Raw genomic sequence first — 23,098 nt, 5'->3', positions numbered from 1 at the left:
TCCTGCAATGTCTTTTTATTACCGTTCTGGTAGCGTAATTTGACCTTTAATACACTCAACAGCTTGTCCGCCAATTAGAATTTGACCTTGATTATCTAAGTCAACTTCAATTAAACCGGAGCGCCCACATTTTTGGCCTTGGCTAGCAAGATAGTGAGATTTTGCTAATAGCTGCTCTTCTTTAACCAAAACTGCTACTGCACCATTCCCACTCCCACAAACAGGATCTTCATGCACACCCTGTGCTGGTGCAAACGACCGAACTTCAACTTCCGTTTTTCCATCTGTCAAGGCAAAAACAGTTACACCTGAGGTGCCTTTTGGCAATAATGACGCTAGTTGGCGATCGTCTGGATTTAGACTGAGAACAGTCTCAACCGTGTCAAGATATAAAGTGTACCAAACGGCTCCAACATCAACTACCTTAGCTAACTTAATTGAGTCAATATTTTGGAGTCCTAAAGCCTGAGCAATTGCTTCTAATAAATCTGATGGAATTGGTTTTACTTCAGGTTCAGGTAAGGCAAAGAACAGTTTGTCTTGCTTCATATAAACCGATACCAATCCCTTAGCACATTCTTGCACTAAATATTCAGGATGCTGAGGCTTTAGTCCATTATTCAATGCCACTTTTGCTGAGCCAATCGTTGGGTGGCCTGCAAAGGATAGTTCTTCTTTAGGAGTAAAAATACGTAAACGATAATCAGCAGCAGGATTCGTTGGCGAACATAAAAATGTGGTTTCCGAAAGGTTGGTCCAATTCGCTATTTTTTGCATTTCATCATCGCTAAACTTGTCACCATCAATAATTACCGCGACCGGATTACCCTGATAAGGTATTTGGGTAAAAACATCTGCCTGGCTAAAAGCCACATAATTGTGTTGCATAAATATATCCTCCACTAGTTTTATAAATAACTAGTTTAACATTTCAACTTTAAATGCTGAATAGCTAATTAAGTTCTCAAGCATCTTGTCTTTTAGACCCACTTTTCATAAAATGAAGGTTACCTAATACCATTAATTAAAAAGCGAGGTTATGAAATGGAGAAATTACGTATTGCTCTTTAATTTGTAAATAAATTAAGGAGGACAAAATGAATTTTTTAACCGATAAGAATATTAATCTAAAACAGCTAATTAACTTGTATCAAAGTGTAGGCTGGACTTCATATACAGAAAAACCTGAACTACTTCAGCAAGCTGTCCATAATTCACTTTATGTGCTTGGCGCATTCAATCATGATCAACTAATCGGCTTAATTCGTGTCGTTGGTGATGGCTTGACTATTATTTATATTCAAGACTTACTGGTTTTACCTGCGTATCAAAACAAGGGAATTGGCTCTACATTGATTAATAAAGTACGTAAAGAATTTCGTCACGTGCGCCAACAAGTGCTTTTGACAATGGAAGAACCTGAGACACGTGCCTTTTATGAGAAAAATGGCTTTTCATCTTGTGATCAAGGTGAATTAGTTGCTTTTTATCACGAATATTAACCATAACAAAAAGACTCAACCTTAAAAATTGAGTCTTTTTGTTTTTACTTTAACATTTCTGCTGCGTAAGGTAATTCGAGCGAAGGATCTGCATTTAAAGTTAAATCTGAAAATTTACCTTCGTTATAGAGATTATAGGCAGCAGCACCTATCATTGCTGCATTGTCACCACATAATTTTAGACTTGGCAAAATAACTTTAGGAGTTAAATTCTCTGGTAGATTAGCAATTTCAGCTTCCATCCGATCACGTAAACCTAAATTAGCAGCAACACCCCCACCCATAATGAAGGTTTTCGGTTGATACTGCTTGATTGCCCTGATTGTTTTATGAGCTAAAACATCAACCACCGCAGCTTGAAAACTAGCCGCCAAATCATATTTATTTAATTCTTGATGAATCTGATCCGCATGGTGACAGGTGTTAATAAACGCACTCTTTAGTCCAGAAAAAGAAAAATCATAATCGTCGTCTTCCATCATTGCACGTGGAAAATTGAATGTATCTTTACCCTGATGTGCCCATTCATCAATAGTTTTACCAGCAGGATAATTAACACCAAGAACGCGGCCAATCTTGTCGTATGCTTCCCCTGCAGCGTCATCTCTCGTGTCACCAACAATTTCAAAATGAGTTGGGTCTTTCAAAAGAACAATTTCAGTATGACCGCCAGAAACTTGAAGTGCCAATGCAGGATAAACAATTTCATCTGTTAATTGTGCTGCCATAATATGACCCATGATATGGTCGACACCAATCAAAGGTAACCCTGTTGCCATTGAAGCAGCTTTAGCAGCACTAACACCAATTAGCAACGCACCAACCAATCCTGGACCATAAGTTACAGCAATGGCATCAATATCATTCCAAGTAGCATTAGCTTCAGCCAAAGCTTCTTTAGTAATTTGACTGATTACTTCAATATGGTGGCGACTTGCCACTTCCGGCACAACACCACCAAAACGCTGGTGGCTCTTAATTTGTGTAGCAACAATTAAACTTTCAATTTCGCGACCATTTTTGACAACTGAAGTTGAAGTCTCATCACATGAGCTTTCATATGCCAAAATACGGATATCTTTTTTACTATCCAAAGTCAATCCCTTTCTTTTGTGTTGTTAAATCCAGCACCATATTCAATCCATCTTTATGCACATCTTGATAATAATTTGGGCGAACTAACTTAACTGTAAAGCCCAAAGTCTGATAGAGCTTTTTGGCGTTTTCATTGTCAATTCGCACTTCTAAACTAATAAAACTACAGTTAGCTTTTTGCGCGTAGTCAATCATCAGTTTCATCAAGTAAGTACCTAACCCTTGGTGTCGCCACTCCGGATCAACCATTATGTTAGTAACATGGGCTTCAGTATTCATCTTGCGCATCCCAATCATTGCCACTAATCTCGAACCGTGATAAACCACTAAATACAGTGAATCCTCTTTAATTAGTTCAACTTGAAAAATTGCAGCTGACCATGGTGTCGCACCACTATAGACTTTTTCTTCAAGTAATAGTAGATTAGTGATTTCATCAGTTTTTGCCTTCATTACTTGAAGCGTTTCTTGCTGCAATTTAAAGGCAAATGGCCTGAAGTGAAAATCACTTGAATCATTTGTTAAATGCGGAAACGTAACTAGCTGTTTAAACTTCTTCCACATAATTACTATCTGGACCAAACGGATTACCCGTCTTTTTATGCCAATCTACTTCAGCTTGTGTCCGTCTCAAATAGTTTGGTAACAATAAATCAGGATCAACTGGTTCCTGACTAAGTGCAAGCTTGCCAATTAAACCTGCATGAATTGCATTTTGCTCAGCAGAGCCAAATGAATATGGCAGTTCAAGCGTATCAAGTTGCTCGATCTGCTTATCAAAACCAGATCCAATAAAGAGAAGCTTTTTCGGCTTATGATCATTTAAATACTCGTTGATTGCAGTAAGTAAAACATCGATGTGGTAATGTCCATCGGGAATAACATTAACTGGCTGCCCATTTTCATTAAGGTATGCTCCTGCAAAGAAGTTGTCATTTCTGGCATCAATTCCAGCCACCACTAAAGTATCTTCTTCAGAGCAACTGGTTGCTAAAGCTTGTAAAGTAGAAACGCCAACTACTTCTTTATTTAAAATGCTGGCAAACATTTTCACTGTTGTGACACCGATACGTAGACCTGTGTATGAACCTGGACCAATTGCGACTGCAAAACGGTCAATATCCTTTAACTTAAGCTTATTTTTGTTCAGAATTTCATCAATAATTGGATCGAGATGTTCACTGTGGTTCCGCTCATCCAATTCATTCTTTTCTACTATTAAGCGTTCATCTTCATTTAAAGCCACACTCAACTCATTAGTTGCCGTTGATATGCTTAAAATTTTCATTTCAGATTACTTCTACCTTTTTAAAACTATCTTCTAATTTTTACCCGCGAAATTGCTTGTAAAACAAAGTAAGTAACAACCATTTCGATCCAAGGCACAATCGTCTCTTTAGGGATGCGCTGAATTAAAGCTGCCTTGAGATCCATGCCATACATCAGATGAACCCATAGTGTATTCAATCCAATATTGACTATAACTGTAACCAAAATCGTTGCAAGAATAATGCGCCAAATTTTAACTGGTTTCTTGTAAAAAAGCAAACCATAAATAAGTGGCCCGATCATTGCACTCAATGTGAAGCCAATAAAAAAGCCCCCTTGGTTGCCAAATAACGCTGAGGACACAAAGTCACTTATTCCTCCGCCAATTGCACCCCAAACTGGGCCAAATAAATAGCCAAGCATGACGCTTCCAATAAAACCTAAACTAACATGAACAACTGTTGTTCCAAGACTAAAGCGACTAAGAACAACTTTGATGGCAACAACAAAGCCTAAAAGGACTAGATCGCGCAATTCAACCTTAAACATTTCCTTTGTAGTCATTTTGCAGCACTTCTTTCATAATAAACTTGGTTTAATAACCTCGTCTAATTATATTATAATTTACGCCAAGTTAGTTCACAAACGGCTTTATCATTCCGTTCTTCATCAGCAATTGTGTGATATGACTTAATTTCATCTTCATTTTCAACCAATTTCACACAAGCAAATGGCGTCTGCGAATAGCGTACTTCAAGGTTAAACTTGATGTCAATCCCACTAATAACATGAGTCTTAAGAAAATCACGATCCAAAGTATCAATAAACCAGTTAAAGTAGTGGCCGTTAGTCATATGATGATTAGTATCTAAATCGTCATAGCGAACGCGGTACTGACGCTTATCTTGATATTCATCTTGTGGCTTCAAACGTGGAAAGCGTGGCAACTTTTTCAATAAAGGAATGCCTAAATCATCCATCATTTCTTTATCTGTTGAAACCAATTTACGTTTACTTAAATCAAATAGAACCCATTCGCTTTTACCAGTAATCAGGGTATTGCCCTTTTCATCAGTAAATTGGTAATCACGATACTCCAGGAACCGGTTATAACCAATTGGTTCAGTCGTTAGAGTAATTACTTCACCAGGTTCAGGCCATCTATTAACATCTAAATGGTACTGTGTTACTACCCAGCCCAGGCCGCGACGTGTCAACTCTTCGGTACTACCAGAGCTATCGGCTAGTTGATTCTCAGAAACACTCATCATCAAGTTAATCATTGCTGGTAATCTTAAATGCCGGTTTTCATCACATTCATAATAATTTACTGTATGTTGTTCACTATATTTCATATTACTTGCCTACTTTTGATGATATCGATCATATAACTCATTCTTCGAGACATTATTTGCCTGAGCAACTTCTTTGATTGCAACTTTCTTACTATCGCCAAGCTGTACACGCTGATCAACTAATGCAATTAATTCATCCCAGGAGAGTTGCTCTTGCTCTTTGGCATTTGGTGATACCAATATTACAAATTCGCCTCGCGGAGCATTCTCCTCAAAATAATCATTTAATTCAGTAATCGTACCGCGAACAAATTCTTCATGAATTTTGGTTAATTCTCTGGCAGCAACAATTTGTCGGTCAGAATCAAAAACTGTTGCCATGTTTTTAAGCGTTTTAACCAAGCGATGAGGTGCTTCATAAAAAATTGACGTTGCTCTTGCCTCATTCATTTGTTCAAAAAACGGCTTCTGCTCGCCAGCTTTTCGTGGTAAAAAGCCGTAGTAAGTGAAAGGTTGCGCATCAAAACCTGAAGCAATTAGGGCTGTCGTAAAGGCAGAAGCTCCTGGAAGGGGTACAACTGGAATATCGTTTTTGATACATTCCTGCACCAATTCATAACCAGGATCAGAAATAACTGGCATACCAGCATCACTGATTTCAGCAATTACAGCTCCTTCTTGCATTAGTTTAATTAGTTCCGGAGCACGTTGTTTAGAATTATATTTATGAAAAGACAGCATGTGATTATGAACGCCAATCTTTTCCAATAAAATCCCACTTGTTCGTGTGTCTTCGGCAGCAATATAATCCGCGCTCTGTAAAACTTTTTTGGCCCGAATAGTTATATCTTCTAAATTACCAATCGGAGTTGGTACTAAATAAAGTTTACCCTTGTCTATCGCATAGCTACTTTGCCGCTGCATCTATCTCAAGTCCTTAATGTTTTTTCTTCTTTTCACCAAAATTGTCTAAAATATCTAAGCAAAACATGCAATCCGAACTAGGGTCACGATGAGAACCATAGTACATATTGCAGATGTGATAACCTGAATTGTATATTTTGCGTAAAGATTCAAGACCACTTTGCGTCTTAATCGTGTTGTTATGGGCATTGCTCATCTTATCCATTTTTTCACGCAACAACTGATTTTCGACTTTAAGTTCTGTATTTTCTCTAAGTGTATCCAAGATACTATTTTCCAAGCTTTCAATGGTTTTAGTCATACTAACCATCGATTCATGGAGCTGCTCTAATTTTGAATAAGAATCAACCATAAAAACACCTACCTTTTCCACTGCAAAGCAAGATAATCAAGAAGATTACGAAAACTAACATTGCTATATTGCATTTTGTCAATTTCCACTAAGTACTTCAGCATTCTTGCACCAGCCTGTTGATTACCACTATTTAAATCTTTTTGTGCCATTTGCTTTAGCATAACCAGCAAGTAATTCTGCTCGGCCTTGCCTTTAGCCAATTCAGCCAATTTATGCGCACTTACCAATGCCAATGAATTGTGCTCAAGCATTTCTTGATAAAAATACTTGATTGCCTGATCAAGACTACTAGTATTACCTAATTCATCAATCTCATCTTGGCTAAAACCATTTTCCAACAAAAGTGTCGTTTTATTATCAGGTTTCTTGCCATCAGTAAAATTAACAATCTGGGTACGCGATCGAATTGTTGGTAAAATTTGATCCGTATTATTAGTAATCAAAATTGTAACCACTGGAGCGACTGGTTCCTCTAACAGGTTAAGAAGAGCATTAGCTGCAGCTAGAGTCAGCTTTTGTGCCTCATCAATGATGAAAAAGCGCGTGCTACTTTGAACTGGGCTCTTTGCTAATTCTTCTTTTAGTATTCTAACCTGATCGATTCCTAAACTCTGTTTATTTTCAGGTGTAACTAACAACACATCTGGATTATTTTCAGAGATAATTTGGCGACAATTTTGACAAGTACCGTCCGGTTTTTGTTCACCTGTACAATTGAATAAACACGCTAGCCAATATGCCGTATTTAGGGCTTGCTTTTCATTTGCATCGACAAATAAATAGCTATGAGCCAACTTGTTTTCTTCATAAGCATGTTGTAAAAACTGAGCTTGTTTCTTGCCCCTTTTTGCTAGTTCGATTTTCATTAAAATTGCTTAAATTCTTCTACAGGTATTACAAAGCATGTTGCACCGCCAACTGTGATTTTTACTGGTTGACTGCTAACATCAAATCCAGTCATTGATAAATTAGGATTCATGTACTCTTCACGTCCTTGTGACTCGCCTTGAATTAAGCGCATCACTTTCTTGACGTGTTTTTCATCAATTCCGATTAAGAAAGTTGTATTACCTTCACTTAAAAAGCCACCTGTTGTCGCCAACTTAGTTGCACGAATGTTTTCTTTAGCAAAAGCATGTTGCAGCCGGCTAGCATCTTCTCTTTGAACAATTGCAATTATTAATTTCATTCAAATCAGTCCTTTAGCAAATCTTTTGGTATCCGTTTTTTAATAATATTAACACAGTCTTCTACTACTCGATTAACCGGTCGATCTCCATCGACAATGGCAATTCGCTCTGGATGTTTACGGTTAATTTCAAGATAACCTTCATAAACCTTTTGATGAAAGGCTAATTTTTCCTGTTCCAAACGGTCTTCCTGACCCGCGCGAGCACGTTCAATTCGTGCAAGACCAACTTCAGGCTTAACATCTAAGAAAAGAGTTAGGTTCGGTTCGATGCCACTAGTTGCAAAATTATTAATTTGCTTAACTGCATCGATTCCAAGATCACGTCCTGCACCCTGGTATGCCAATGAACTATCGACAAAGCGATCAGAAAAAATCACCTTGCCTGCTTTAAGTGCTGGAATTACTGTTTCACTCATATGCTGGCTACGAGCAGCTGCATATAATAGTGCTTCAGTTTTTGCACTCATTTTTTCATTAGTCGGATCCAAAATAAGCTGCCGAATTTTTTCAGCGATTATTGAACCTCCTGGTTCGCGCGTTACTAGATATTGTGTTTTGAGCAGCGGTGCAATTTGGGCAACCACTTGTTCTAAAACCGTGCTTTTACCGGACCCATCAGGCCCTTCGAAACTGATAAAATAGCTATTCATAAAACTCTCCATGAGTCTATTTTACAAGAGATTGTCTTATATTAACACCCCAAGGTCCTTTAATTTTAGTAAAAATAAAAAAGCCCTTAAATTAGAGCTTTTTTATTCTGAAATTGCATTTGTAAAACCACTAAATCTTGTATGTCGGTGACGAGCTTCATCATATAAAAAAGAATACTTGGCCTGCAATATTTTACCTACAATGATATTGTCTTCTGACATGTCAAGGGTAGTTGGATCTAGACTTTTTTGAATCGCAATTTCTTCTTGTAGTGTTTCAATTGTAGCGATCAGCCGCTGATCGCCTAGTTTTTTAATCTTATCGTGTGCCATCAGATTGAAGTTCTCCCCTGCACTGCTCTTTTTAGAGTAATTGCATTTGCATATTCAATATCACTACCAACTGCCAAACCGGCTGCTAAGCGCGTAACTTTAATACCAGATGGCTTAATTAATTTACTAATATACATTGCGGTAGACTCGCCTTCCGGCGTTGAGTTTAGTGCCAAAATCACTTCTTTAACCTGTTCCTGTTTTTGCAAGCGAACAATCAAAGATTTGATGTTAATTTCTTCAGGTCCAATGCCATCCATTGGCGACAAAATCCCATGCAGGACATGGTACAAACCATTATATTCACCCATTTCTTCAAATGCCATTACATCTTTGGGTTGTTCAACCACCATAATAGTTGATTGCTCACGGTTTGGATCACTACAAATTGTACATGGATCTTGCTCGGTAATATTGCCACAAATTGAACAGCGATGAAGTTTTTCTTTTACTTCATTTAAAGCAGTGCTAAAATCATGAACATCTTCATCAGGCATATCTAAGGTATAAAAAGCTAACCTGGTTGCTGTTTTTTCACCAATTCCAGGTAATTTCATATAAGAATCTATCAAATGTGCAATTGGTGCTGGATATTGCAATTAAATCATACCCTTCGTATATTTACCTAAACTTTGCTGTGTCGCTTCATCAATTTCTGATAAGCCTTTATTAACAGCATCAATAATCAAATCCTGCAACATATCCGGATCATCAGGATCAATTGCATCTTTATTAATGCTAATATCCTTCAATTTGCGGTCACCACTAAAGGTTGCAACTACCATATCATCTGCAGACTTTCCTACGAATTCTTGGGCAGTGATAGTTTGTTGCTCTTGGGCCATCTGCTCTTGCAACTTTTTAGCTTGTTTCATCATTTGTTGCATGTTCATGCCGCCCATACCACCAAAATTAGGTCTTTTACTCATTATTTTTCTCCTTTAAATTTTAATCCTTAATATTAACAGCGTCACCAAATAAGTCTTTCGCTTTTTGAACAACTTCATCGTTATTCTCTTGCACTGGTTCCTCTGCTTCCGGTTCTTCAATACCAGATTTTTTCTGCCGCTTCAGTAGTTCATCCCTGTGCGACTGTAAAAATTCCTTCCGAACTGTGAACCAGTCCTTATCCGGAACAAGCACAATTTGGTACTCATGCTTAGTAAATTTCGCAATCTGATCAGTCAAAATATCAAGCAGATCATCATCAGAGCTAGCTTTTTCAAACCAAAGCGCATATTTGCATTTCATCACTACCTGATCTGGACTAGCCGCCACAGGCTCAAGCACATCAAGCAGTGCTCGCTGAGAAACAGCTAAAACAGATTGCAAATCTGGCCATACATCTTTGATTGCTTGTAGATCTTTTTTAGTAGCATTTTCCAAAACATGATAGACCTGTTTGCGATTCTGCTCGTCTGCATGTTGATCGTTGCGAACCTTCTTTTTATGATTTTTAGGGTTAGCAGCTTCTTCAGAAGGTTGGGACATTTTACCTACATTTGATATTTCAGTATCAAGGTGGAAAATGCGGTCGCTGTTTACGTTTTGCGTTTTACCAAGCTTAGCAATTTTTTCAGTTAATTCAACCACTTGCTTTTTAAGCGCAGTTACTTCAGCTTGCAGTTCTTGACCGTCAGCTGCCTGCTTTTCTACTACTGGAGAAGTAGCGGGCGCGGCTGCAGTGGTTGGCGCTACTTCCTGATTGGTACTTTCAACCAAGAAGACCTCTAAGGGAATTTGCTGCTGATTAGTATACCGCAAATCATTTAGTGCAGTGTTGGCAGATGCAATTAAATTAAAGTAGCGTTGTTCAGGAATATCCTTAATCTGCTCAACGAAATCCTGACTTAAAAAGTTACTTTTATTTTCACCACCAGCTTTTAGCAAAATCAAAGCGTTCGTGGCCATATCAATTAACTCATCCAAAATGTTTTTCGAGCTCGCACCATTCTGCAATTCTTTCTGGGCTAAAGCAAGAGCTTGGCTTGCATCTTTATTTAAAATTGCTAATAAAATCTGTTCAATTTTTTCTTTGGCAGCAAAGCCAGTGATTTCAAGTGCCGCATCATACTCAACCGAATCATTTTCATAACTGAGCAATTGATCAAGGATACTAAGAGCATCCCTCATCCCACCGTCAGCTACTTCGGCAATTACAGCAAGTGCTTTATCATCATATTTGATATTTTCTTGATCAAGGATATACTTCATTCTCTTTTCAAGGTCAGCTTGCGAAATTCGCTTAAAGTTATAGCGCTGCGTTCGAGAAATAATTGTAGCTGGGACTTTTTGTAATTCAGTAGTCGCTAAAATAAAGACAACATGCTCAGGTGGCTCTTCCAAAGTCTTCAATAGAGCATTGAATGCCCCCATTGAAAGCATATGAACCTCATCGATAATGTAGACTTTGTATTTCCCCTGAGTCGGTGCATATTTAACCTTATCACGGATTTCACGGATTTCATCGACTCCATTATTCGAAGCCGCATCAATTTCCATGATATCAGCCATCGCACCCTTATCAGCAGCAAGACAGTTCTCGCACTCATTACATGGTTCGCCATCTTGAAGGTTAGTACAGTTGAGTGCCTTGGCAAAAATCTTGGCACACGAAGTCTTACCTGTACCGCGCGGTCCTGCAAATAAAAAAGCATGTGAAATCGTGCCGCGCTTAATCGCATTTTTCAAAGTATTCGTAATATCTTCTTGACCAATAACACTGTCAAAAGTGCGTGGTCGCCATTTGCGGTATAACGCTTGATAAGCCATTGATTTATCTTTCTCTAGTAAAAAACTCTTAACTCTTCGAAAGAGTTAAGAGTTTGTTAATGTCTAATAAAAGGCACATGCCTGAACGACCTTAGTGCTGCTACCTTCCGGTCCTGACACGCTTTGGAAGCCAAACATTGCCCAATAGATATACTAACGTACTTTGAGATTTTTTTCCACTAATTTACAGAATTTTTGCTATTTTCCATTCCCTTTTTAGCTTCTTTTTGCTTGTTTCTGATCTCCCTAAAAAAAGATTTGAGCATCTGACTTGCTTCATCTCGGTATAAGCCTCGAATTACGTTGGGATGATGATTAAACTTGCTCACTTCAAACAAGTTAACTACGCTACCAGCTGCACCTGCCTTAGGATCAAGCGCACCATAGAAGACGTTCTTTATTCTAGAATTAATGATTGCCCCTGCACACATTGGGCATGGTTCCAAAGTTATAAAAAGACTGCAATCAAGCAGACGCCAAGTTTTTAGTTTCTCACATCCCTGCCGGATTGCCATCATTTCAGCATGCTGCGTTGCATCTTGATCAAGCTCTCTACGATTATAACCTTCACCAATTACCTGTCCTTCAGGGTCAACCAAAATTGCACCAATCGGAACTTCTCCTTTTGCCTCAGCTTTTCGAGCCTGTTCAAAAGCTAATTGCATGTATTTTTTCTTTTCTTCACTTGAAAAAGACATTAGGAATTCACCACCTGTAAAACGTAGTAACCCTTATCACGAATTAGAATTGTGCAGTTGCCAAAAGTTTCTTTCAGCAGCTTACGTGCGCTCGGTTCTCCCTGCTTTTTCTGGATAACGACTAGTAAAACACCATCTTCAACTAAATGGTCCTTTGCACCAGCTAAAATACTTGAAACAACCTTTTTCCCTGCCCGAATTGGGGGATTGGTAACAATTAAACCAAATTTCCGTTCACTGGGAACTTCATCATACACATCCGATTTGTAGATATTAACATTAGTAATGCCATTTACTTCGGCATTTTGGGCTGCCAAGTTAAGACCCCGTTCATTTACATCAACTAAATCAACAGTTTGCTCAGGCCAAAACTTGGCCGCAAAGAGGCCAATCGGACCATAGCCAGCTCCAACGTCTAAGATGTTACTACTTGGAAAATCAACTTCGGCCATTTGCTTGATTAAAACGCCTGAGCCATAATCTACACGCATTTTTGAAAAAACGCCTGCATCTGTTGTAAATTTTAAATCAATTTTGTTTATCTGATAATCAATTATATGCTCATCATGTTTAGCTGTAGGGTTAGCAGCATAATACATTTGATTTTCTTGGTCACTCATTATTTACTCGTTTCTTTTTTAAACAGTTTTACTGTAAATAATTTTAACGAACCATTTCACTTTTGCAAATTAGAAAGAACAAAAAGCCCATTTCATTACTTAGCGGTATTTTTATTAGATTTCAATACCTAAAAAAGGCTTAGTTATACTAACAATCTGCAAATGTGACCTAAATAGTACTATATCTCACCGTTTGATTTTTTCGAAAAAATAGTATCCATTGGAACTAAAATAATTTGATTCTTTTTAGTGAAATATTGTCCGTACGCAGCATAACCTGCCTGACCATCTGCATATCCTTTTTGTCCATCCATAGTTAATGTACACCACTGATGCTTATATTTGTTTTTATTAACATGTTTAGCTTTAAAGCCCATTTTAGTTAAAACCATTTTCATTGCATCAGCGGTTCCAGCACATGAATATTCTTTTGCAATAAAAACACCGTAGGCCTTATTATAATACGGTCCTTGCATTGTGTAATTATCGCGATTAGCAAATAAACTAACATAATATGCAGCCATATCAACCCGGTAAAGATCAGTATCTCCAGGACGATTATCAACACATTTGACAATTAAATTAGCAACTTTCTCTGCAGCTTTAGTATGATTACCTTTTTTACTGATTGGAATTTTATGCTTTACACCATCCCGATCGTATAAATAATTGCCCTTAAGATCTATCTTGTCCGCATGAACCTCAGTAGTTGTAGACACTGAAGTTAGACAAACACATGATAATAATATGGTAAAAAATAGCACTATTTTAACTTGTTGACTTCGTATTTTCCCCACTTAAATCTCCTTTTCTTGTGGCTTGATTGACTTTGAATACGAATATAAAAAGTCATATTACATTATTGCTTAAGCAAAAAGGGATAAACTAACTTTAGTTTGTCCCTATATTGACTTATTTAATAAGTAACTCCTACAGATGAAAAAATTTGATCACTTTGTCCGATAACTGCACCCAAACCAATTGTCTTGTCTTTTGGATTTAGCAAGATATCACGGTGACCCCAGTTTGAAGCTGCATCGTTATAAATATATTCGTAGAGCATCCCTTGAGCAACCAAAGCACTTGAAGCATTCTTTGCAGGGACTAGCTCATTAGTAGAATGGTCAACACTGAAGCCCCATGGAAACATTGCGATACATTCTGCAACACTTGCACTTTTAATATTTGCATCTTTAAAGCACTTTTCAAGAATGAACTTATTGTTTGAGTCAAAGTGAGAAAAATTATTTGGCAACAGCTTTGTTCTCTCCTGAACTACTTCATCGTAGTGAGAATCCTCTGATACTGCTGAAAGGCCGCGTTTTGCCCTTTCAGCATTTAAACCATCCAAAAATGCTTTTCTAAAATCAGAAATTGAAAAATTGCTTACCGCATCATCCTCAGACTTACTTGGTGTCTTCGGTGTAGTTGGTGTTTTTGGCGTTTCTGATGTCGCATTAGTATTTGGTATAGTTGGTGTTACAGGTGTGCTTGTACTTGGGTTGGTAGTATCTTGTTGTGGTGTTGGCTTGATAATAGTTACATACTTAGCTAAAACATATTTATTGTAGCCAACCCTATAGTACTTTTTCTTATTAATCTTTACTTTACCAACTAATGCTAATTTTTCACCCTTTTTTAAGGTTGATTTTTTTATTTTGTGGCCTTTTCCATTATACAAACTTGTCTTTTTGGTAATACGGCCTATCTTTGTAGCCGGAACAGTTAGCTCAGTTCTACTAGTTACCTTTTTAGCTTCTGAGGGCTCTGCATTTAATGCTAGGCAGCTTCCCAAACTTGTAATTGCCACAAGTGCTGTTACAGCTTGGCGACATTTGCTTTTTCTCATTAGTTTTCTCCATTCTTGCTTATTTTTAATAAAAAACTCCTAGTAAATACAAATACACTAACTGCTTTGTATACTTTTACTATAAATCCAATTATATTACAAACTAATGATTATGATTAATTATTTTAAAAATTAGGCTGAGTAGATTATTCTAATTATAAAAGCTTATATTTTTACAAACAAAAAAGCGCAACCCCAAACATATTGGGATTACGCTTTTTCTATTTAGCTTGTCCAGTTGGACTGTAACTATTTCAAAGTTACTGAAGCACCAACTTCTTCAAGCTTAGCCTTGATGTCGTTAGCTTCATCTTCAGAAACGCCTTCTTTAACGTTCTTAGGAGCACCATCAACAAGGTCCTTTGAGTCCTTAAGGCCAAGTCCAGTAAGGTCACGAACAACCTTAATAACTTTAACCTTTTCTTGACCAGCTTCTGTTAATTCAACATCGTAGCTTGACTTAGCAGCAGCTTCACCACCGGCAGCACCTGCAGCAGCAACTGGTGCAGCAGCAGAAACGCCAAATTCATCTTCAATAGCCTTTACAAGGTCGTTTAATTCAAGAATTGAAGCACTCTTTAAGTCTTCAATAAACTTTTCAGTATCTAAAGCCATATTTATATATCCTCCGAAATATTTTTATTAGATATAAATTACATTATATTATTCAGCAGATTCGTCTTTTGAATCAGCAACAGCGTTAATAGCATAAGCGACGTTACGTACAGGGGCTTGTAATACAGAAACAAGCATTGATAGTAATCCTTCGCGTCCTGGAATAGCAGCAAGAGCCTTGATATCTTCCTTAGAAGTTACCTTACCTTCAAGCACACCACCCTTAATGTCAATAACATCAAAGTCATTTTCGTATTTTGAAACAATACGAGCTGGTTCAGTGATGTCATCAGCGTTATCAGTATAAACAACAGCTGTAGGTCCAACAAAAGTATCTTCAAGACCTTCAATGCCAGCCTTAGCGGCAGCACGTCTTAGGTAAGTGTTCTTAACAACCTTCATCTTAACATCGTTATCACGAAGTTCCTTACGCATGTTAGTAACTTCTTCAACAGTTAAACCAAGGTAATTAATTACCAAGATAGCTTTTGCAGCTTTAAGCTCTTCAGCAAACGCATCAACGAACTTTTCTTTTTCAGCAATAGCAGCTTTACTCAATCGAATTCACCTCCGTTAATTTTTTTGATAAATTCTATAAGGCCTTAAAAAACTCCATGCCAACAAAGACATGGAGCATTTGAAATCTTCATAATCTTCTGGCCTCGGCGGGATATTGAGGCGTTAGCCACCCGAGTCTTAGGTAGAATTCACTTTATTAACTATAGCAGGGTTACTTTTTAAATGCAAGCAATAATTTTGCTAATAAAAAGGAACTACTGTAATAGTTCCTTTTAAGCTTTATTTCTTTTTAGTTTTTTTGCTCTTCTTTGGAGCTTCTTCCTTGGTTTCCTTTTCAGAAGTTTCCTTGTCTGAATTGATTAATTCAAATAAATCACCAGAAGACTTGTAAATAACCCAGCTTGCTAAATTAACAATGTGATCACTGATTCGCTCTAACAAACGAATGATGACAAAGTAACTTGCTGAAGCAACGGCAACATTAGGGTCCTTTTTGACACCATCAATGATCATTTTTCTAGCCTTGCGGTAGTCATAGTGAACATCTGCATGGCCATCAAGCATTTCACGAGCAGTCTTCTCATCGTCTTGAACATATGCAGTCAATACTTTGATTAACATCGTACGCACTTGGTGTGTCATACGTGAAATTATTTCCTCAACATCAGGAATACGAGGATTACCCTTCACTCTAACTGTTTCAACGGCAATACTATTGGCATTTTCACCAATTCGCTCCAAGTCAGTAGTTGCTTTTAAAATACTGATTACCACACGGAAGTCAGTCGCAACTGGTTGCTGCAATGCCATCAGGTCAAGTGCCTTTTTTTCGATTGTAATCGCTTCTTTGGCAACAACCTTATCTTGTTCAATCATTTCTTGAGCCATCTTTTTATTATGGTCAACAAATGAACGAGTACCCTTGTCAATTAATTCATTGACTTGGACTCCCATTTCCATAAATTGTGTATTTAACTTTTTCAGTTCATCCAAAAATATTTCGTGCATGATCCACCTCCAAATTTAGCCAAAACGACCATTAAGATAATTACTAGTTATTTCCTTCTTAGGGGCCAAGAACATTTGCTCGGTTGACCCAGACTCAATCAATTCACCATCCATTAGAAAAGCAACCTGATTAGAAACACGACTCGCTTGTTGCAAGTTGTGCGTAACCATGATGAATGTATACTTCTTTTTTAAGCCCATCAAAGTTTCTTCAATTTCGGCACTTGAGATTGGATCAAGTGCTGAGGTCGGCTCATCGAGTAAAACTACTTCAGGTCTAACAGCTAACGCACGTGCAATACAGATTCGCTGCTGCTGTCCCCCGGAAAACTCCTGGGCATTACGCTGCAAGTTATCCTTGGTTTCATCCCAAATCGCCGCCTGCTTCAAGCTTTCTTCAACTCGTTGATCAATTAATTGTTTATCCTTAACTCCTGCAACCCTTAAACCATAGGCAACATTGTCATAGACTGGAAAGGGAAAAGGTGTAGGTTGTTGGAAAACCATTCCCACTTTTTTACGTAATGCAACTAAATCCAGTTTGGCACGATAAATGTCTTCACCTTCAAGCAAAATCTTACCTGTAATGTTGATATTATCAATGTCATCATTCATCCGGTTCAAGCATCTTAAAAAGGTTGATTTTCCGCATCCTGACGGACCAATCAAAGCAGTTAACTGCTTTTCTGGAAAGTTAAGACTGATGCCATGCAACGCCTCAAATTTGCCATAACTTAATTTGACGTTTTGGGCCTCCATAATATTTGTCATATGATCGCTCCTTTAGCCAAAACTACCTTGAATGTACTTTTCAGTAATCTCACCTTGTGGATTAGTGAAAATATTTGTAGTCGTATCATATTCAAGTGCATGTCCTAAATGAAAGAAAGCAGTGTACTCACTGATTCTGGATGCTTGCTGCATATTGTGCGTAACCATTACCATCGTGTACTTCTTACGCAATTGCTTTAAAGTATCTTCCAACTTAGCAGTTGAAACTGGATCTAGAGCACTTGCTGGCTCATCTAAGAGCAAAATTTCAGGTTTCAGTGCGATTGCTCTTGCAATACACAAACGCTGCTGCTGCCCACCAGAAAGAGCTAAGGCACTCTTATCAAGTTTATCTTTAACTTCATCCCACAATGCAGCAGCTCGCAAACTTTCCTCAACAATTTGATCAAGCTTTTGTTTGTCCTGTTGACCATTAGCCTTTAAGGCATAAGTTATATTTTCTCTAATTGACTTAGGGAACGGGTTAGGCTTTTGAAAGACCATCCCAATCGCTTTGCGCAATTCATAAACATTGATTTTCTGTTGATTTACATCAAGATCATGAAACATAATCTTGCCATCTACACGCGCTACACGATCATTCATGCGGTTCAATGACCGCAAAAAAGTTGATTTTCCTGATCCTGAAGCACCTATTAAGGCAGTAATCGTGTTTTTCTTAAATCCTAGACTTACATCAAATAATTTTTGAATTGTACCGCCATAAAAAACACTTAAGTCCTCAGTGTAAATAGCACAATCTTCATCTTTAAAAGTCTTAATGTAAGTCTTTTGAGTTTGCCAATTTTCCATAGAATTTTCCTTATTTGATTTTAGCGGCGGTCAAGCGATTGTATAACCAATTACCCAACGCACGAGCGCCAAAATTAAAGATAATGACTACAATAACCAATAAGGCAGAAGTAGCAGCTGAAACGACTGTAACATCGGGAATGATTCCTTCAGTATTAACTTTCCAGATATGGACAGCCAAAGTCTCAGCCGGACGCATCACGTTTAAAAAGCTGGTTGGACTGAACATATTCCAATTAGAATAATCAACAGTTGAACCACTTTGTCCTGCAGTATAAATTAAAGCAGCTGCCTCACCGAAAACGCGCCCAGCACTTAGGATGATACCCGTGATAATGCCTGGAAGTGCCGCAGGCAAAACGATGCCGCGGATTGTTTTCCAGTTAGATAAACCAAGTGCCCAACCGGCTTCACGCTGGGTTTGTGGCACACCTTTAATTGCTTCTTCAATGTTACTGGTCAAAATTGGCAAATTAAAAAAGGTTAGCGCTAACGCACCGGCAATAATTGAAAAGCCGAGACCAAATTGAACAACAAACAGTAAATAGCCAAAAAGCCCAACAACGATTGAAGGAAGTGAACTAAGAATTTCTATCGTAGTTCTAATTAATTGGGTTACCCAATTGTCCTTTGCATATTCAGCTAAGTAGATTGCTGCACCCAAAGCAATTGGTAGTGAGATCAATAAAGTTAAAATCAACAAATAGAGTGAATTAAACAGTTGATCTCTTATTCCACCGCCAGCTTCAAATGAAGAAGAAGCAGAGGTTAAAAAGTGCCATGATAGGTGTGGTACACCGGAAATCAAGATGTTTCCAATAATACCAACCAAAAGTAGGATTACGATGCCAACTAGCAAATAGATTACGCCAGTAGCGATACGATCATTTCTCTTTGAATTCATTTTGCTACTAACTCTTCTTTCCAATTAAGTGTACTAAGAAGTTGAACACTAACGACATTATTAATAGTAGTAATGCCAAACTCCATAATGCATTGTTAGGCAATGTGCCCATAACTGTATTACCCATTTGACTAGTTAATTGACTAGTTAAGGTTGCTGCTGGACTAACCAAGTTGTAAGGCATTAAGACTGCATTACCAATCGCCATCTGAACAGCTAAGGCTTCACCAAAGGCACGCGCCATTCCGAAAATAATCGCTGTCATAATACGTGCTCGAGCAGCTCTTAGAACGACATGGTAAATAGTTTGCCATTGCGTTGCTCCTAGCGCAGCAGAAGATTTACGTAGCTCCTTTGGAACTGCCTTAAAGGCGTCAACTGTTAAAGAAGTGATTGTTGGTAACACCATAACAAAAAGAATTAAGGTGGCCGTCAAAATACCAAAACCTGTTCCACCAAAGACAGTTCTAACAGCGGGAACAACAACAGTTAAACCCAAGAACCCATATACAACTGATGGAATACCAACAAGTAGTTCCATAACTGATTGCAGAAGGTTTGCTTTCTTGCCTGATTCGTATTCAGTCATAAAGAGTGCTACTGCGATTGCAAATGGAGTAGCAATAAGGGCTGCAAGCAACGTAACTGCAAAAGAAGTAACAATCATTGCTGCAGCACCAACGTGATTAGGACCAGCACTTGGATTCCAATCAGTTGAGAACAGAAAATGAAAGATGTTAACTTTATCAGTAAAAAAGGTTGCTAAACCATGACTACCAACAAAACCAATAATGGAGACAATCAAAATACCGATTAGTAAAATTGCTAAAGCAGTTAAACCTTTGCCCCAGCGTTCTTGTCTGGTTTCCTTAGAAGGTTTAGTTAACCGCGCAATATCAATACTATGCGGATCAATCCCCTTAATTTTGACGTGAGGAACTTTTTGTTGAGCAATTGCTTGTTCAACAACTTCCTGCAAGTCTTGTTCTTTTTTTGACATACTAATTACCTATTTTCGTAACTTTATTTTCACTATCGCGCGAAACTTTCATTTCATGAATACTTAGATAGCCAATTTTAGGTACTAAATCTCTTTGTACCTTTTTACTTAAGACATAGTTAATAAACTTAGCAGTTGCCTTGTTAGGCTTACCTTTAGTGTACATGTGTTCATATGACCAAAGTGACCACTTATTAGTTGGTATGTTCTTATTGATTGGTTGAACATGATCTATACTGATTTTCTGAATGTTCTCATCATTTGCATACGGAAATGAAATATATGAGATTGTTCCTGGTGTAGAATTAACAATCTTTTTAACCGTTCCGTTAGAATCCTGTTCCTGTGAATTGACAGCATCCTTACCATTTAAAATCAGATCTTCAAAGGTTGTTCTTGTACCACTACCACGAGAACGGTTAATCACAATGATTGGCAAGTTTTTACCACCAACTTGACGCCAATTAGTTATTTTTCCCGTAAAAATGGCAGCTAGCTGCTTCTTGGATAAGTTCTTAACACCGACACCTTTATTGGCAATTGGAACAATCCCAACAATTGCAACAGGATAGTCCTGCAGCTTTTTTTCGTCAATTCCCTTTTGGGTTTCAGCAAAAACATCGGATGTTCCTACTTGCACCGCACCTGCTTGAACCTGGCTAAGTCCTGTTCCAGAACCACCACCTTGAACAACAATATTACTATCAAGATGAGCCAAATGGTAATCATTACCAGCTTGCTCAATTAATGGCTGCAAAGCACTGGATCCAACAATCGTGATCTTTTCCTTACTTTGACTGCAACCCACTAAAAAAAGTGGCACAATCAAAAGGACTGCCAGCAATTTGCCCACATTCTCTTTACGCATTATACTTTCCTCAATTTGACAATAGGATTAAGCTTAGTTTATCAAATATCTTACAATTGATAAATATTAAAGGTTAAAAAGTCGATAAAAAAAGCAACTCGCTCATGTGGCAGAGTTGCTTCCTTATTTTCTTTGAATTAATCCAAGTTTAATGGATCAAGCTTGATCCCAGGACCAAAGGTTGCAGCAACTGCAACGCTCTTGATGTATTGGCCCTTAGCAGCTGATGGACGTGCACGTAAAATAACGTCACGAAGAGCATCAAAGTTCTCAACTAATTGTTCATCAGTAAATGATACCTTACCGATAGCAGTATGAATAGCTGCTTGACGGTCAACACGGTATTCAACTTGACCAGCCTTAACGTTCTTAACGGCTTTTTCGATATCCATTGTTACAGTACCGGTCTTAGGGTTTGGCATTAAACCTTTAGGTCCAAGTACACGACCCAAACGACCAACTTTAGCCATCATTGTTGGTGTTGCAACAACAACGTCAAAGTCTAAGTAACCGTTTTGAACTTTTTCTACTAAGTCGTCAGAACCAACTTCGTCAGCACCTGCAGCCTTAGCTTGTTCAGCTTGAGCACCTTCAGCAAAGACAATAACCTTTTGGGTCTTACCAGTACCGTTTGGCAAAACAAGTGAACCACGAATTTGTTGGTCAGCTTGTTTAGGGTCAACGCCTAAGTTGTATGAAACTTCAACTGATGCATCGAAACCAGCATATGAAGTTTCTTTAACTAACTTAATTGCTTCAGCAACTGAATATAATTTCTTTGAATCTACTTTTTTAGCAGCTTCTAAATATTTTTTACCATGCTTTGGCATGTGATTTCCTCCTTAATATGTGGTCAAACGAGCCTCAAACTCTCCCACCTAAATTGTTATAAATAACAGGATTAGTCTTCGACTTCGATACCCATGCTTCTAGCAGTACCTTCGATCATTCGCATAGCAGCTTCAACATCTGCAGCGTTAAGGTCCTTCATCTTTGTTTCAGCGATTTCCTTAACTTGATCCTTAGTTACCTTACCAACTTTCTTGGTGTTAGGTTCACCGGATGCCTTGTCGATCTTAGCAGCTTGCTTCAAAAGAACTGGAGCTGGTGGAGTCTTAGTTATGAATTCGAATGAACGGTCTTCATAAACTGTGATGACTACAGGAATAATCATGCCTTTTTGGTCAGCAGTTCTAGCATTGAAGTCCTTAGTAAAACCTACAATGTTAATTCCTGCTTGACCTAAAGCAGGACCAACTGGAGGAGCGGGTGTTGCAGCACCAGCTGGTATTTGTAATTTGACAACGTTAATAACTTTTTTTGCCACGGTCAAAACCTCCTTGATTCCGTGCGTGGTTAAAATGGAAAAGTTACCTACTTTTCCTCCCACAATAATAAAAGTACTTTAATATGGTACCATCGTTTTTTTAAATTTGCAATCTCTCGTAAAAGTTTAGCTAATTTTTTCTACTTGATCGTAGTCAAGCTCGGTTGTAGTTGCACGGCCAAACATATCAACTGAAACAAATAGCTTGTATTTATCAGGTTGAATTTCAGTAATCTTGCCTTCAACGCCATTAAATGCACCATCAATAATAGTGACAGTTTCTCCAACTTCGTAATCAACTTGAGGACGTTTTGCAGGTTCCCCTTGTTGACGTAACAGACGATTAACTTCTTCTTCAAGAAGTGGAGATGGCTTAGAACCACCACCGTGTGAACCAACAAATCCAGTTACGTTAGGTGTATTTCGAACAACGAACCAACTTTCGTCAGTCATGACCATTTCAACTAATACGTAACCAGGGAAGATTTTTTCTTCAACTTCTTTTTTCTTGTCGTTGACCTTCTCGATTTTTTCTTGTTCGGGAACCATTACCCGAAAGATATAATCTTGCATCCCCATGCTTTGTGCACGTGATAATAAGTCAGATCTAACCTTATCTTCGTATCCTGAATAAGTATGAAGCACGTACCATTGCTTCTTTGTTGTTTCAACCATTACAAATTTCTCCTTTTATTTTGGCAAACAAAAAAACCTCCACT

Annotated in this window: 31 protein-coding genes, 1 other RNA gene and 1 other annotated feature; of the genes, 1 reads left to right on the top strand and 31 read right to left on the bottom strand. The window is 38.0% G+C overall.

From position 1 onward, the window contains the following. Positions 1-18 precede the first annotated feature (18 nt). Positions 19-888: a PhzF family phenazine biosynthesis protein gene (locus tag H3T48_RS08160; RefSeq protein WP_198189120.1), complete on the bottom strand. Its 870-nt coding sequence runs from the start codon at positions 886-888 to the stop codon at positions 19-21. Positions 889-1,097: 209 nt separating this feature from the next. Between H3T48_RS08160 and H3T48_RS08155 the strand changes: the two genes are divergently transcribed. After that, complete coding sequence (locus H3T48_RS08155) at positions 1,098-1,502, top strand: GNAT family N-acetyltransferase (RefSeq protein WP_198189119.1); 405 nt, start codon at positions 1,098-1,100, stop codon at positions 1,500-1,502. Between the two features lie 44 nt (positions 1,503-1,546). On the opposite strand, the gene tsaD is transcribed toward H3T48_RS08155, so the two are convergent. The 30 genes from tsaD to nusG all read right to left on the bottom strand — a co-directional run bounded on the left by tsaD (position 1,547) and on the right by nusG (position 23,054). Further along, positions 1,547-2,596: a tRNA (adenosine(37)-N6)-threonylcarbamoyltransferase complex transferase subunit TsaD gene (tsaD, locus tag H3T48_RS08150; protein ID WP_198189118.1), complete on the bottom strand. Its 1,050-nt coding sequence runs from the start codon at positions 2,594-2,596 to the stop codon at positions 1,547-1,549. Continuing rightward, entirely contained in the window at positions 2,589-3,161 is a 573-nt protein-coding gene (gene rimI / locus H3T48_RS08145; protein WP_198189117.1) for a ribosomal protein S18-alanine N-acetyltransferase, read from the bottom strand. Before rimI ends, tsaD begins: the two co-directional genes overlap by 8 nt. Further along, the gene (gene tsaB, locus H3T48_RS08140; RefSeq protein WP_198189116.1) at positions 3,145-3,885 is read right to left on the bottom strand and encodes a tRNA (adenosine(37)-N6)-threonylcarbamoyltransferase complex dimerization subunit type 1 TsaB; all 741 of its coding nucleotides are present in this window, start codon (positions 3,883-3,885) and stop codon (positions 3,145-3,147) included. Before tsaB ends, rimI begins: the two co-directional genes overlap by 17 nt. 26 nt (positions 3,886-3,911) lie before the next feature. Continuing rightward, on the bottom strand, positions 3,912-4,430 hold the full coding sequence (locus H3T48_RS08135) for a folate family ECF transporter S component (RefSeq protein ID WP_046307400.1): 519 nt from the start codon (positions 4,428-4,430) through the stop codon (positions 3,912-3,914). A gap of 53 nt (positions 4,431-4,483) precedes the next feature. Next, positions 4,484-5,221 carry an acyl-[acyl-carrier-protein] thioesterase gene (locus H3T48_RS08130; RefSeq protein ID WP_046307402.1) on the bottom strand — a complete coding sequence of 246 codons (738 nt, stop codon included), beginning with the start codon at positions 5,219-5,221 and terminating at the stop codon, positions 4,484-4,486. A gap of 9 nt (positions 5,222-5,230) precedes the next feature. After that, positions 5,231-6,085, bottom strand: coding sequence for a 16S rRNA (cytidine(1402)-2'-O)-methyltransferase (rsmI, locus tag H3T48_RS08125; RefSeq protein ID WP_198189115.1), 855 nt, complete (start codon positions 6,083-6,085; stop codon positions 5,231-5,233). A 13-nt stretch (positions 6,086-6,098) separates the two neighbouring features. After that, entirely contained in the window at positions 6,099-6,437 is a 339-nt protein-coding gene (gene yabA / locus H3T48_RS08120) for a DNA replication initiation control protein YabA (protein ID WP_046307404.1), read from the bottom strand. Positions 6,438-6,445: 8 nt separating this feature from the next. Next, complete coding sequence (locus H3T48_RS08115; RefSeq protein WP_198189114.1) at positions 6,446-7,306, bottom strand: DNA polymerase III subunit delta; 861 nt, start codon at positions 7,304-7,306, stop codon at positions 6,446-6,448. Further along, positions 7,306-7,629 carry a cyclic-di-AMP receptor gene (locus tag H3T48_RS08110; protein ID WP_198189113.1) on the bottom strand — a complete coding sequence of 108 codons (324 nt, stop codon included), beginning with the start codon at positions 7,627-7,629 and terminating at the stop codon, positions 7,306-7,308. Before H3T48_RS08110 ends, H3T48_RS08115 begins: the two co-directional genes overlap by 1 nt. 5 nt (positions 7,630-7,634) lie before the next feature. After that, on the bottom strand, positions 7,635-8,282 hold the full coding sequence (gene tmk / locus H3T48_RS08105; RefSeq protein WP_198189112.1) for a dTMP kinase: 648 nt from the start codon (positions 8,280-8,282) through the stop codon (positions 7,635-7,637). A 102-nt stretch (positions 8,283-8,384) separates the two neighbouring features. After that, positions 8,385-8,615: a YaaL family protein gene (locus H3T48_RS08100; RefSeq protein WP_109715716.1), complete on the bottom strand. Its 231-nt coding sequence runs from the start codon at positions 8,613-8,615 to the stop codon at positions 8,385-8,387. Further along, positions 8,615-9,214 carry a recombination mediator RecR gene (gene recR / locus H3T48_RS08095; protein ID WP_074426282.1) on the bottom strand — a complete coding sequence of 200 codons (600 nt, stop codon included), beginning with the start codon at positions 9,212-9,214 and terminating at the stop codon, positions 8,615-8,617. The genes H3T48_RS08100 and recR overlap by 1 nt, the downstream gene beginning before the upstream one ends. Further along, positions 9,215-9,544: a YbaB/EbfC family nucleoid-associated protein gene (locus H3T48_RS08090; protein WP_074426283.1), complete on the bottom strand. Its 330-nt coding sequence runs from the start codon at positions 9,542-9,544 to the stop codon at positions 9,215-9,217. 19 nt (positions 9,545-9,563) lie between these two features. Then, positions 9,564-11,387 (bottom strand): DNA polymerase III subunit gamma/tau, encoded by a 1,824-nt coding sequence (gene dnaX, locus H3T48_RS08085; protein ID WP_198189111.1) that lies wholly within the window; start codon positions 11,385-11,387, stop codon positions 9,564-9,566. A gap of 54 nt (positions 11,388-11,441) precedes the next feature. Further along, positions 11,442-11,541: signal recognition particle sRNA small type (gene ffs, locus H3T48_RS08080), an RNA gene on the bottom strand. 25 nt (positions 11,542-11,566) lie between these two features. Next, positions 11,567-12,085: a tRNA adenosine(34) deaminase TadA gene (gene tadA, locus H3T48_RS08075; protein WP_122035674.1), complete on the bottom strand. Its 519-nt coding sequence runs from the start codon at positions 12,083-12,085 to the stop codon at positions 11,567-11,569. Then, positions 12,085-12,705, bottom strand: coding sequence for a class I SAM-dependent methyltransferase (locus tag H3T48_RS08070; protein ID WP_198189110.1), 621 nt, complete (start codon positions 12,703-12,705; stop codon positions 12,085-12,087). Before H3T48_RS08070 ends, tadA begins: the two co-directional genes overlap by 1 nt. 179 nt (positions 12,706-12,884) lie before the next feature. Further along, on the bottom strand, positions 12,885-13,502 hold the full coding sequence (locus H3T48_RS08065; protein ID WP_198189109.1) for a hypothetical protein: 618 nt from the start codon (positions 13,500-13,502) through the stop codon (positions 12,885-12,887). Positions 13,503-13,621: 119 nt separating this feature from the next. Beyond that, positions 13,622-14,554, bottom strand: a complete 933-nt coding sequence (locus tag H3T48_RS08060; protein WP_198189108.1) for an SLAP domain-containing protein — start codon at positions 14,552-14,554, stop codon at positions 13,622-13,624. 249 nt (positions 14,555-14,803) lie between these two features. Then, a complete protein-coding gene (gene rplL / locus H3T48_RS08055; protein ID WP_122035682.1) occupies positions 14,804-15,169 on the bottom strand; it encodes a 50S ribosomal protein L7/L12 in 366 nt (121 codons plus the stop codon). 48 nt (positions 15,170-15,217) lie between these two features. Then, positions 15,218-15,727 carry a 50S ribosomal protein L10 gene (rplJ, locus tag H3T48_RS08050; protein WP_187158656.1) on the bottom strand — a complete coding sequence of 170 codons (510 nt, stop codon included), beginning with the start codon at positions 15,725-15,727 and terminating at the stop codon, positions 15,218-15,220. Between the two features lie 36 nt (positions 15,728-15,763). Then, positions 15,764-15,888, bottom strand: a sequence feature (ribosomal protein L10 leader region). Positions 15,889-15,967: 79 nt separating this feature from the next. Beyond that, complete coding sequence (gene phoU / locus H3T48_RS08045; protein WP_187158655.1) at positions 15,968-16,696, bottom strand: phosphate signaling complex protein PhoU; 729 nt, start codon at positions 16,694-16,696, stop codon at positions 15,968-15,970. Between the two features lie 15 nt (positions 16,697-16,711). Further along, entirely contained in the window at positions 16,712-17,467 is a 756-nt protein-coding gene (pstB, locus tag H3T48_RS08040; protein WP_198189107.1) for a phosphate ABC transporter ATP-binding protein PstB, read from the bottom strand. 12 nt (positions 17,468-17,479) lie between these two features. Then, positions 17,480-18,280, bottom strand: a complete 801-nt coding sequence (gene pstB, locus H3T48_RS08035; protein ID WP_074426291.1) for a phosphate ABC transporter ATP-binding protein PstB — start codon at positions 18,278-18,280, stop codon at positions 17,480-17,482. A 10-nt stretch (positions 18,281-18,290) separates the two neighbouring features. Then, positions 18,291-19,184, bottom strand: coding sequence for a phosphate ABC transporter permease PstA (gene pstA / locus H3T48_RS08030; protein ID WP_046307436.1), 894 nt, complete (start codon positions 19,182-19,184; stop codon positions 18,291-18,293). A 7-nt stretch (positions 19,185-19,191) separates the two neighbouring features. Beyond that, positions 19,192-20,184: a phosphate ABC transporter permease subunit PstC gene (gene pstC / locus H3T48_RS08025; RefSeq protein WP_074426292.1), complete on the bottom strand. Its 993-nt coding sequence runs from the start codon at positions 20,182-20,184 to the stop codon at positions 19,192-19,194. A gap of 1 nt (position 20,185) precedes the next feature. After that, positions 20,186-21,052, bottom strand: coding sequence for a phosphate ABC transporter substrate-binding protein (locus H3T48_RS08020; RefSeq protein WP_122035688.1), 867 nt, complete (start codon positions 21,050-21,052; stop codon positions 20,186-20,188). 137 nt (positions 21,053-21,189) lie between these two features. After that, positions 21,190-21,882 carry a 50S ribosomal protein L1 gene (gene rplA / locus H3T48_RS08015; RefSeq protein ID WP_122035690.1) on the bottom strand — a complete coding sequence of 231 codons (693 nt, stop codon included), beginning with the start codon at positions 21,880-21,882 and terminating at the stop codon, positions 21,190-21,192. 71 nt (positions 21,883-21,953) lie between these two features. Then, on the bottom strand, positions 21,954-22,379 hold the full coding sequence (rplK, locus tag H3T48_RS08010) for a 50S ribosomal protein L11 (RefSeq protein WP_046307440.1): 426 nt from the start codon (positions 22,377-22,379) through the stop codon (positions 21,954-21,956). A gap of 126 nt (positions 22,380-22,505) precedes the next feature. Next, positions 22,506-23,054, bottom strand: coding sequence for a transcription termination/antitermination protein NusG (gene nusG, locus H3T48_RS08005; protein WP_046307441.1), 549 nt, complete (start codon positions 23,052-23,054; stop codon positions 22,506-22,508). Between the last annotated feature and the right edge of the window lie 44 nt (positions 23,055-23,098).

This window comes from Lactobacillus sp. M0403 (assembly GCF_016101265.1).
GTDB lineage: Bacteria > Bacillota > Bacilli > Lactobacillales > Lactobacillaceae > Lactobacillus > Lactobacillus apis.
This window is presented reverse-complemented; position numbering and strand designations above follow the sequence as displayed.

Bases quoted from the DNA above. Each gene is read 5' to 3' on its own strand.
- H3T48_RS08160 (WP_198189120.1), bottom strand. From the start codon at position 888: ATGCAACACAATTATGTGGCTTTTAGCCAGGCAGATGTTTTTACCCAA.
- H3T48_RS08155 (WP_198189119.1), top strand. From the start codon at position 1,098: ATGAATTTTTTAACCGATAAGAATATTAATCTAAAACAGCTAATTAAC.
- rimI (WP_198189117.1), bottom strand. From the start codon at position 3,161: ATGTGGAAGAAGTTTAAACAGCTAGTTACGTTTCCGCATTTAACAAAT.
- tsaB (WP_198189116.1), bottom strand. From the start codon at position 3,885: ATGAAAATTTTAAGCATATCAACGGCAACTAATGAGTTGAGTGTGGCT.
- H3T48_RS08135 (WP_046307400.1), bottom strand. From the start codon at position 4,430: ATGACTACAAAGGAAATGTTTAAGGTTGAATTGCGCGATCTAGTCCTT.
- H3T48_RS08130 (WP_046307402.1), bottom strand. From the start codon at position 5,221: ATGAAATATAGTGAACAACATACAGTAAATTATTATGAATGTGATGAA.
- rsmI (WP_198189115.1), bottom strand. From the start codon at position 6,085: ATGCAGCGGCAAAGTAGCTATGCGATAGACAAGGGTAAACTTTATTTA.
- yabA (WP_046307404.1), bottom strand. From the start codon at position 6,437: ATGGTTGATTCTTATTCAAAATTAGAGCAGCTCCATGAATCGATGGTT.
- H3T48_RS08115 (WP_198189114.1), bottom strand. From the start codon at position 7,306: ATGAAAATCGAACTAGCAAAAAGGGGCAAGAAACAAGCTCAGTTTTTA.
- H3T48_RS08110 (WP_198189113.1), bottom strand. From the start codon at position 7,629: ATGAAATTAATAATTGCAATTGTTCAAAGAGAAGATGCTAGCCGGCTG.
- tmk (WP_198189112.1), bottom strand. From the start codon at position 8,282: ATGAATAGCTATTTTATCAGTTTCGAAGGGCCTGATGGGTCCGGTAAA.
- H3T48_RS08100 (WP_109715716.1), bottom strand. From the start codon at position 8,615: ATGGCACACGATAAGATTAAAAAACTAGGCGATCAGCGGCTGATCGCT.
- H3T48_RS08090 (WP_074426283.1), bottom strand. From the start codon at position 9,544: ATGAGTAAAAGACCTAATTTTGGTGGTATGGGCGGCATGAACATGCAA.
- dnaX (WP_198189111.1), bottom strand. From the start codon at position 11,387: ATGGCTTATCAAGCGTTATACCGCAAATGGCGACCACGCACTTTTGAC.
- tadA (WP_122035674.1), bottom strand. From the start codon at position 12,085: ATGTCTTTTTCAAGTGAAGAAAAGAAAAAATACATGCAATTAGCTTTT.
- H3T48_RS08070 (WP_198189110.1), bottom strand. From the start codon at position 12,705: ATGAGTGACCAAGAAAATCAAATGTATTATGCTGCTAACCCTACAGCT.
- H3T48_RS08060 (WP_198189108.1), bottom strand. From the start codon at position 14,554: ATGAGAAAAAGCAAATGTCGCCAAGCTGTAACAGCACTTGTGGCAATT.
- rplL (WP_122035682.1), bottom strand. From the start codon at position 15,169: ATGGCTTTAGATACTGAAAAGTTTATTGAAGACTTAAAGAGTGCTTCA.
- phoU (WP_187158655.1), bottom strand. From the start codon at position 16,696: ATGCACGAAATATTTTTGGATGAACTGAAAAAGTTAAATACACAATTT.
- pstB (WP_198189107.1), bottom strand. From the start codon at position 17,467: ATGACAAATATTATGGAGGCCCAAAACGTCAAATTAAGTTATGGCAAA.
- pstB (WP_074426291.1), bottom strand. From the start codon at position 18,280: ATGGAAAATTGGCAAACTCAAAAGACTTACATTAAGACTTTTAAAGAT.
- pstA (WP_046307436.1), bottom strand. From the start codon at position 19,184: ATGAATTCAAAGAGAAATGATCGTATCGCTACTGGCGTAATCTATTTG.
- pstC (WP_074426292.1), bottom strand. From the start codon at position 20,184: ATGTCAAAAAAAGAACAAGACTTGCAGGAAGTTGTTGAACAAGCAATT.
- H3T48_RS08020 (WP_122035688.1), bottom strand. From the start codon at position 21,052: ATGCGTAAAGAGAATGTGGGCAAATTGCTGGCAGTCCTTTTGATTGTG.
- rplA (WP_122035690.1), bottom strand. From the start codon at position 21,882: ATGCCAAAGCATGGTAAAAAATATTTAGAAGCTGCTAAAAAAGTAGAT.
- nusG (WP_046307441.1), bottom strand. From the start codon at position 23,054: ATGGTTGAAACAACAAAGAAGCAATGGTACGTGCTTCATACTTATTCA.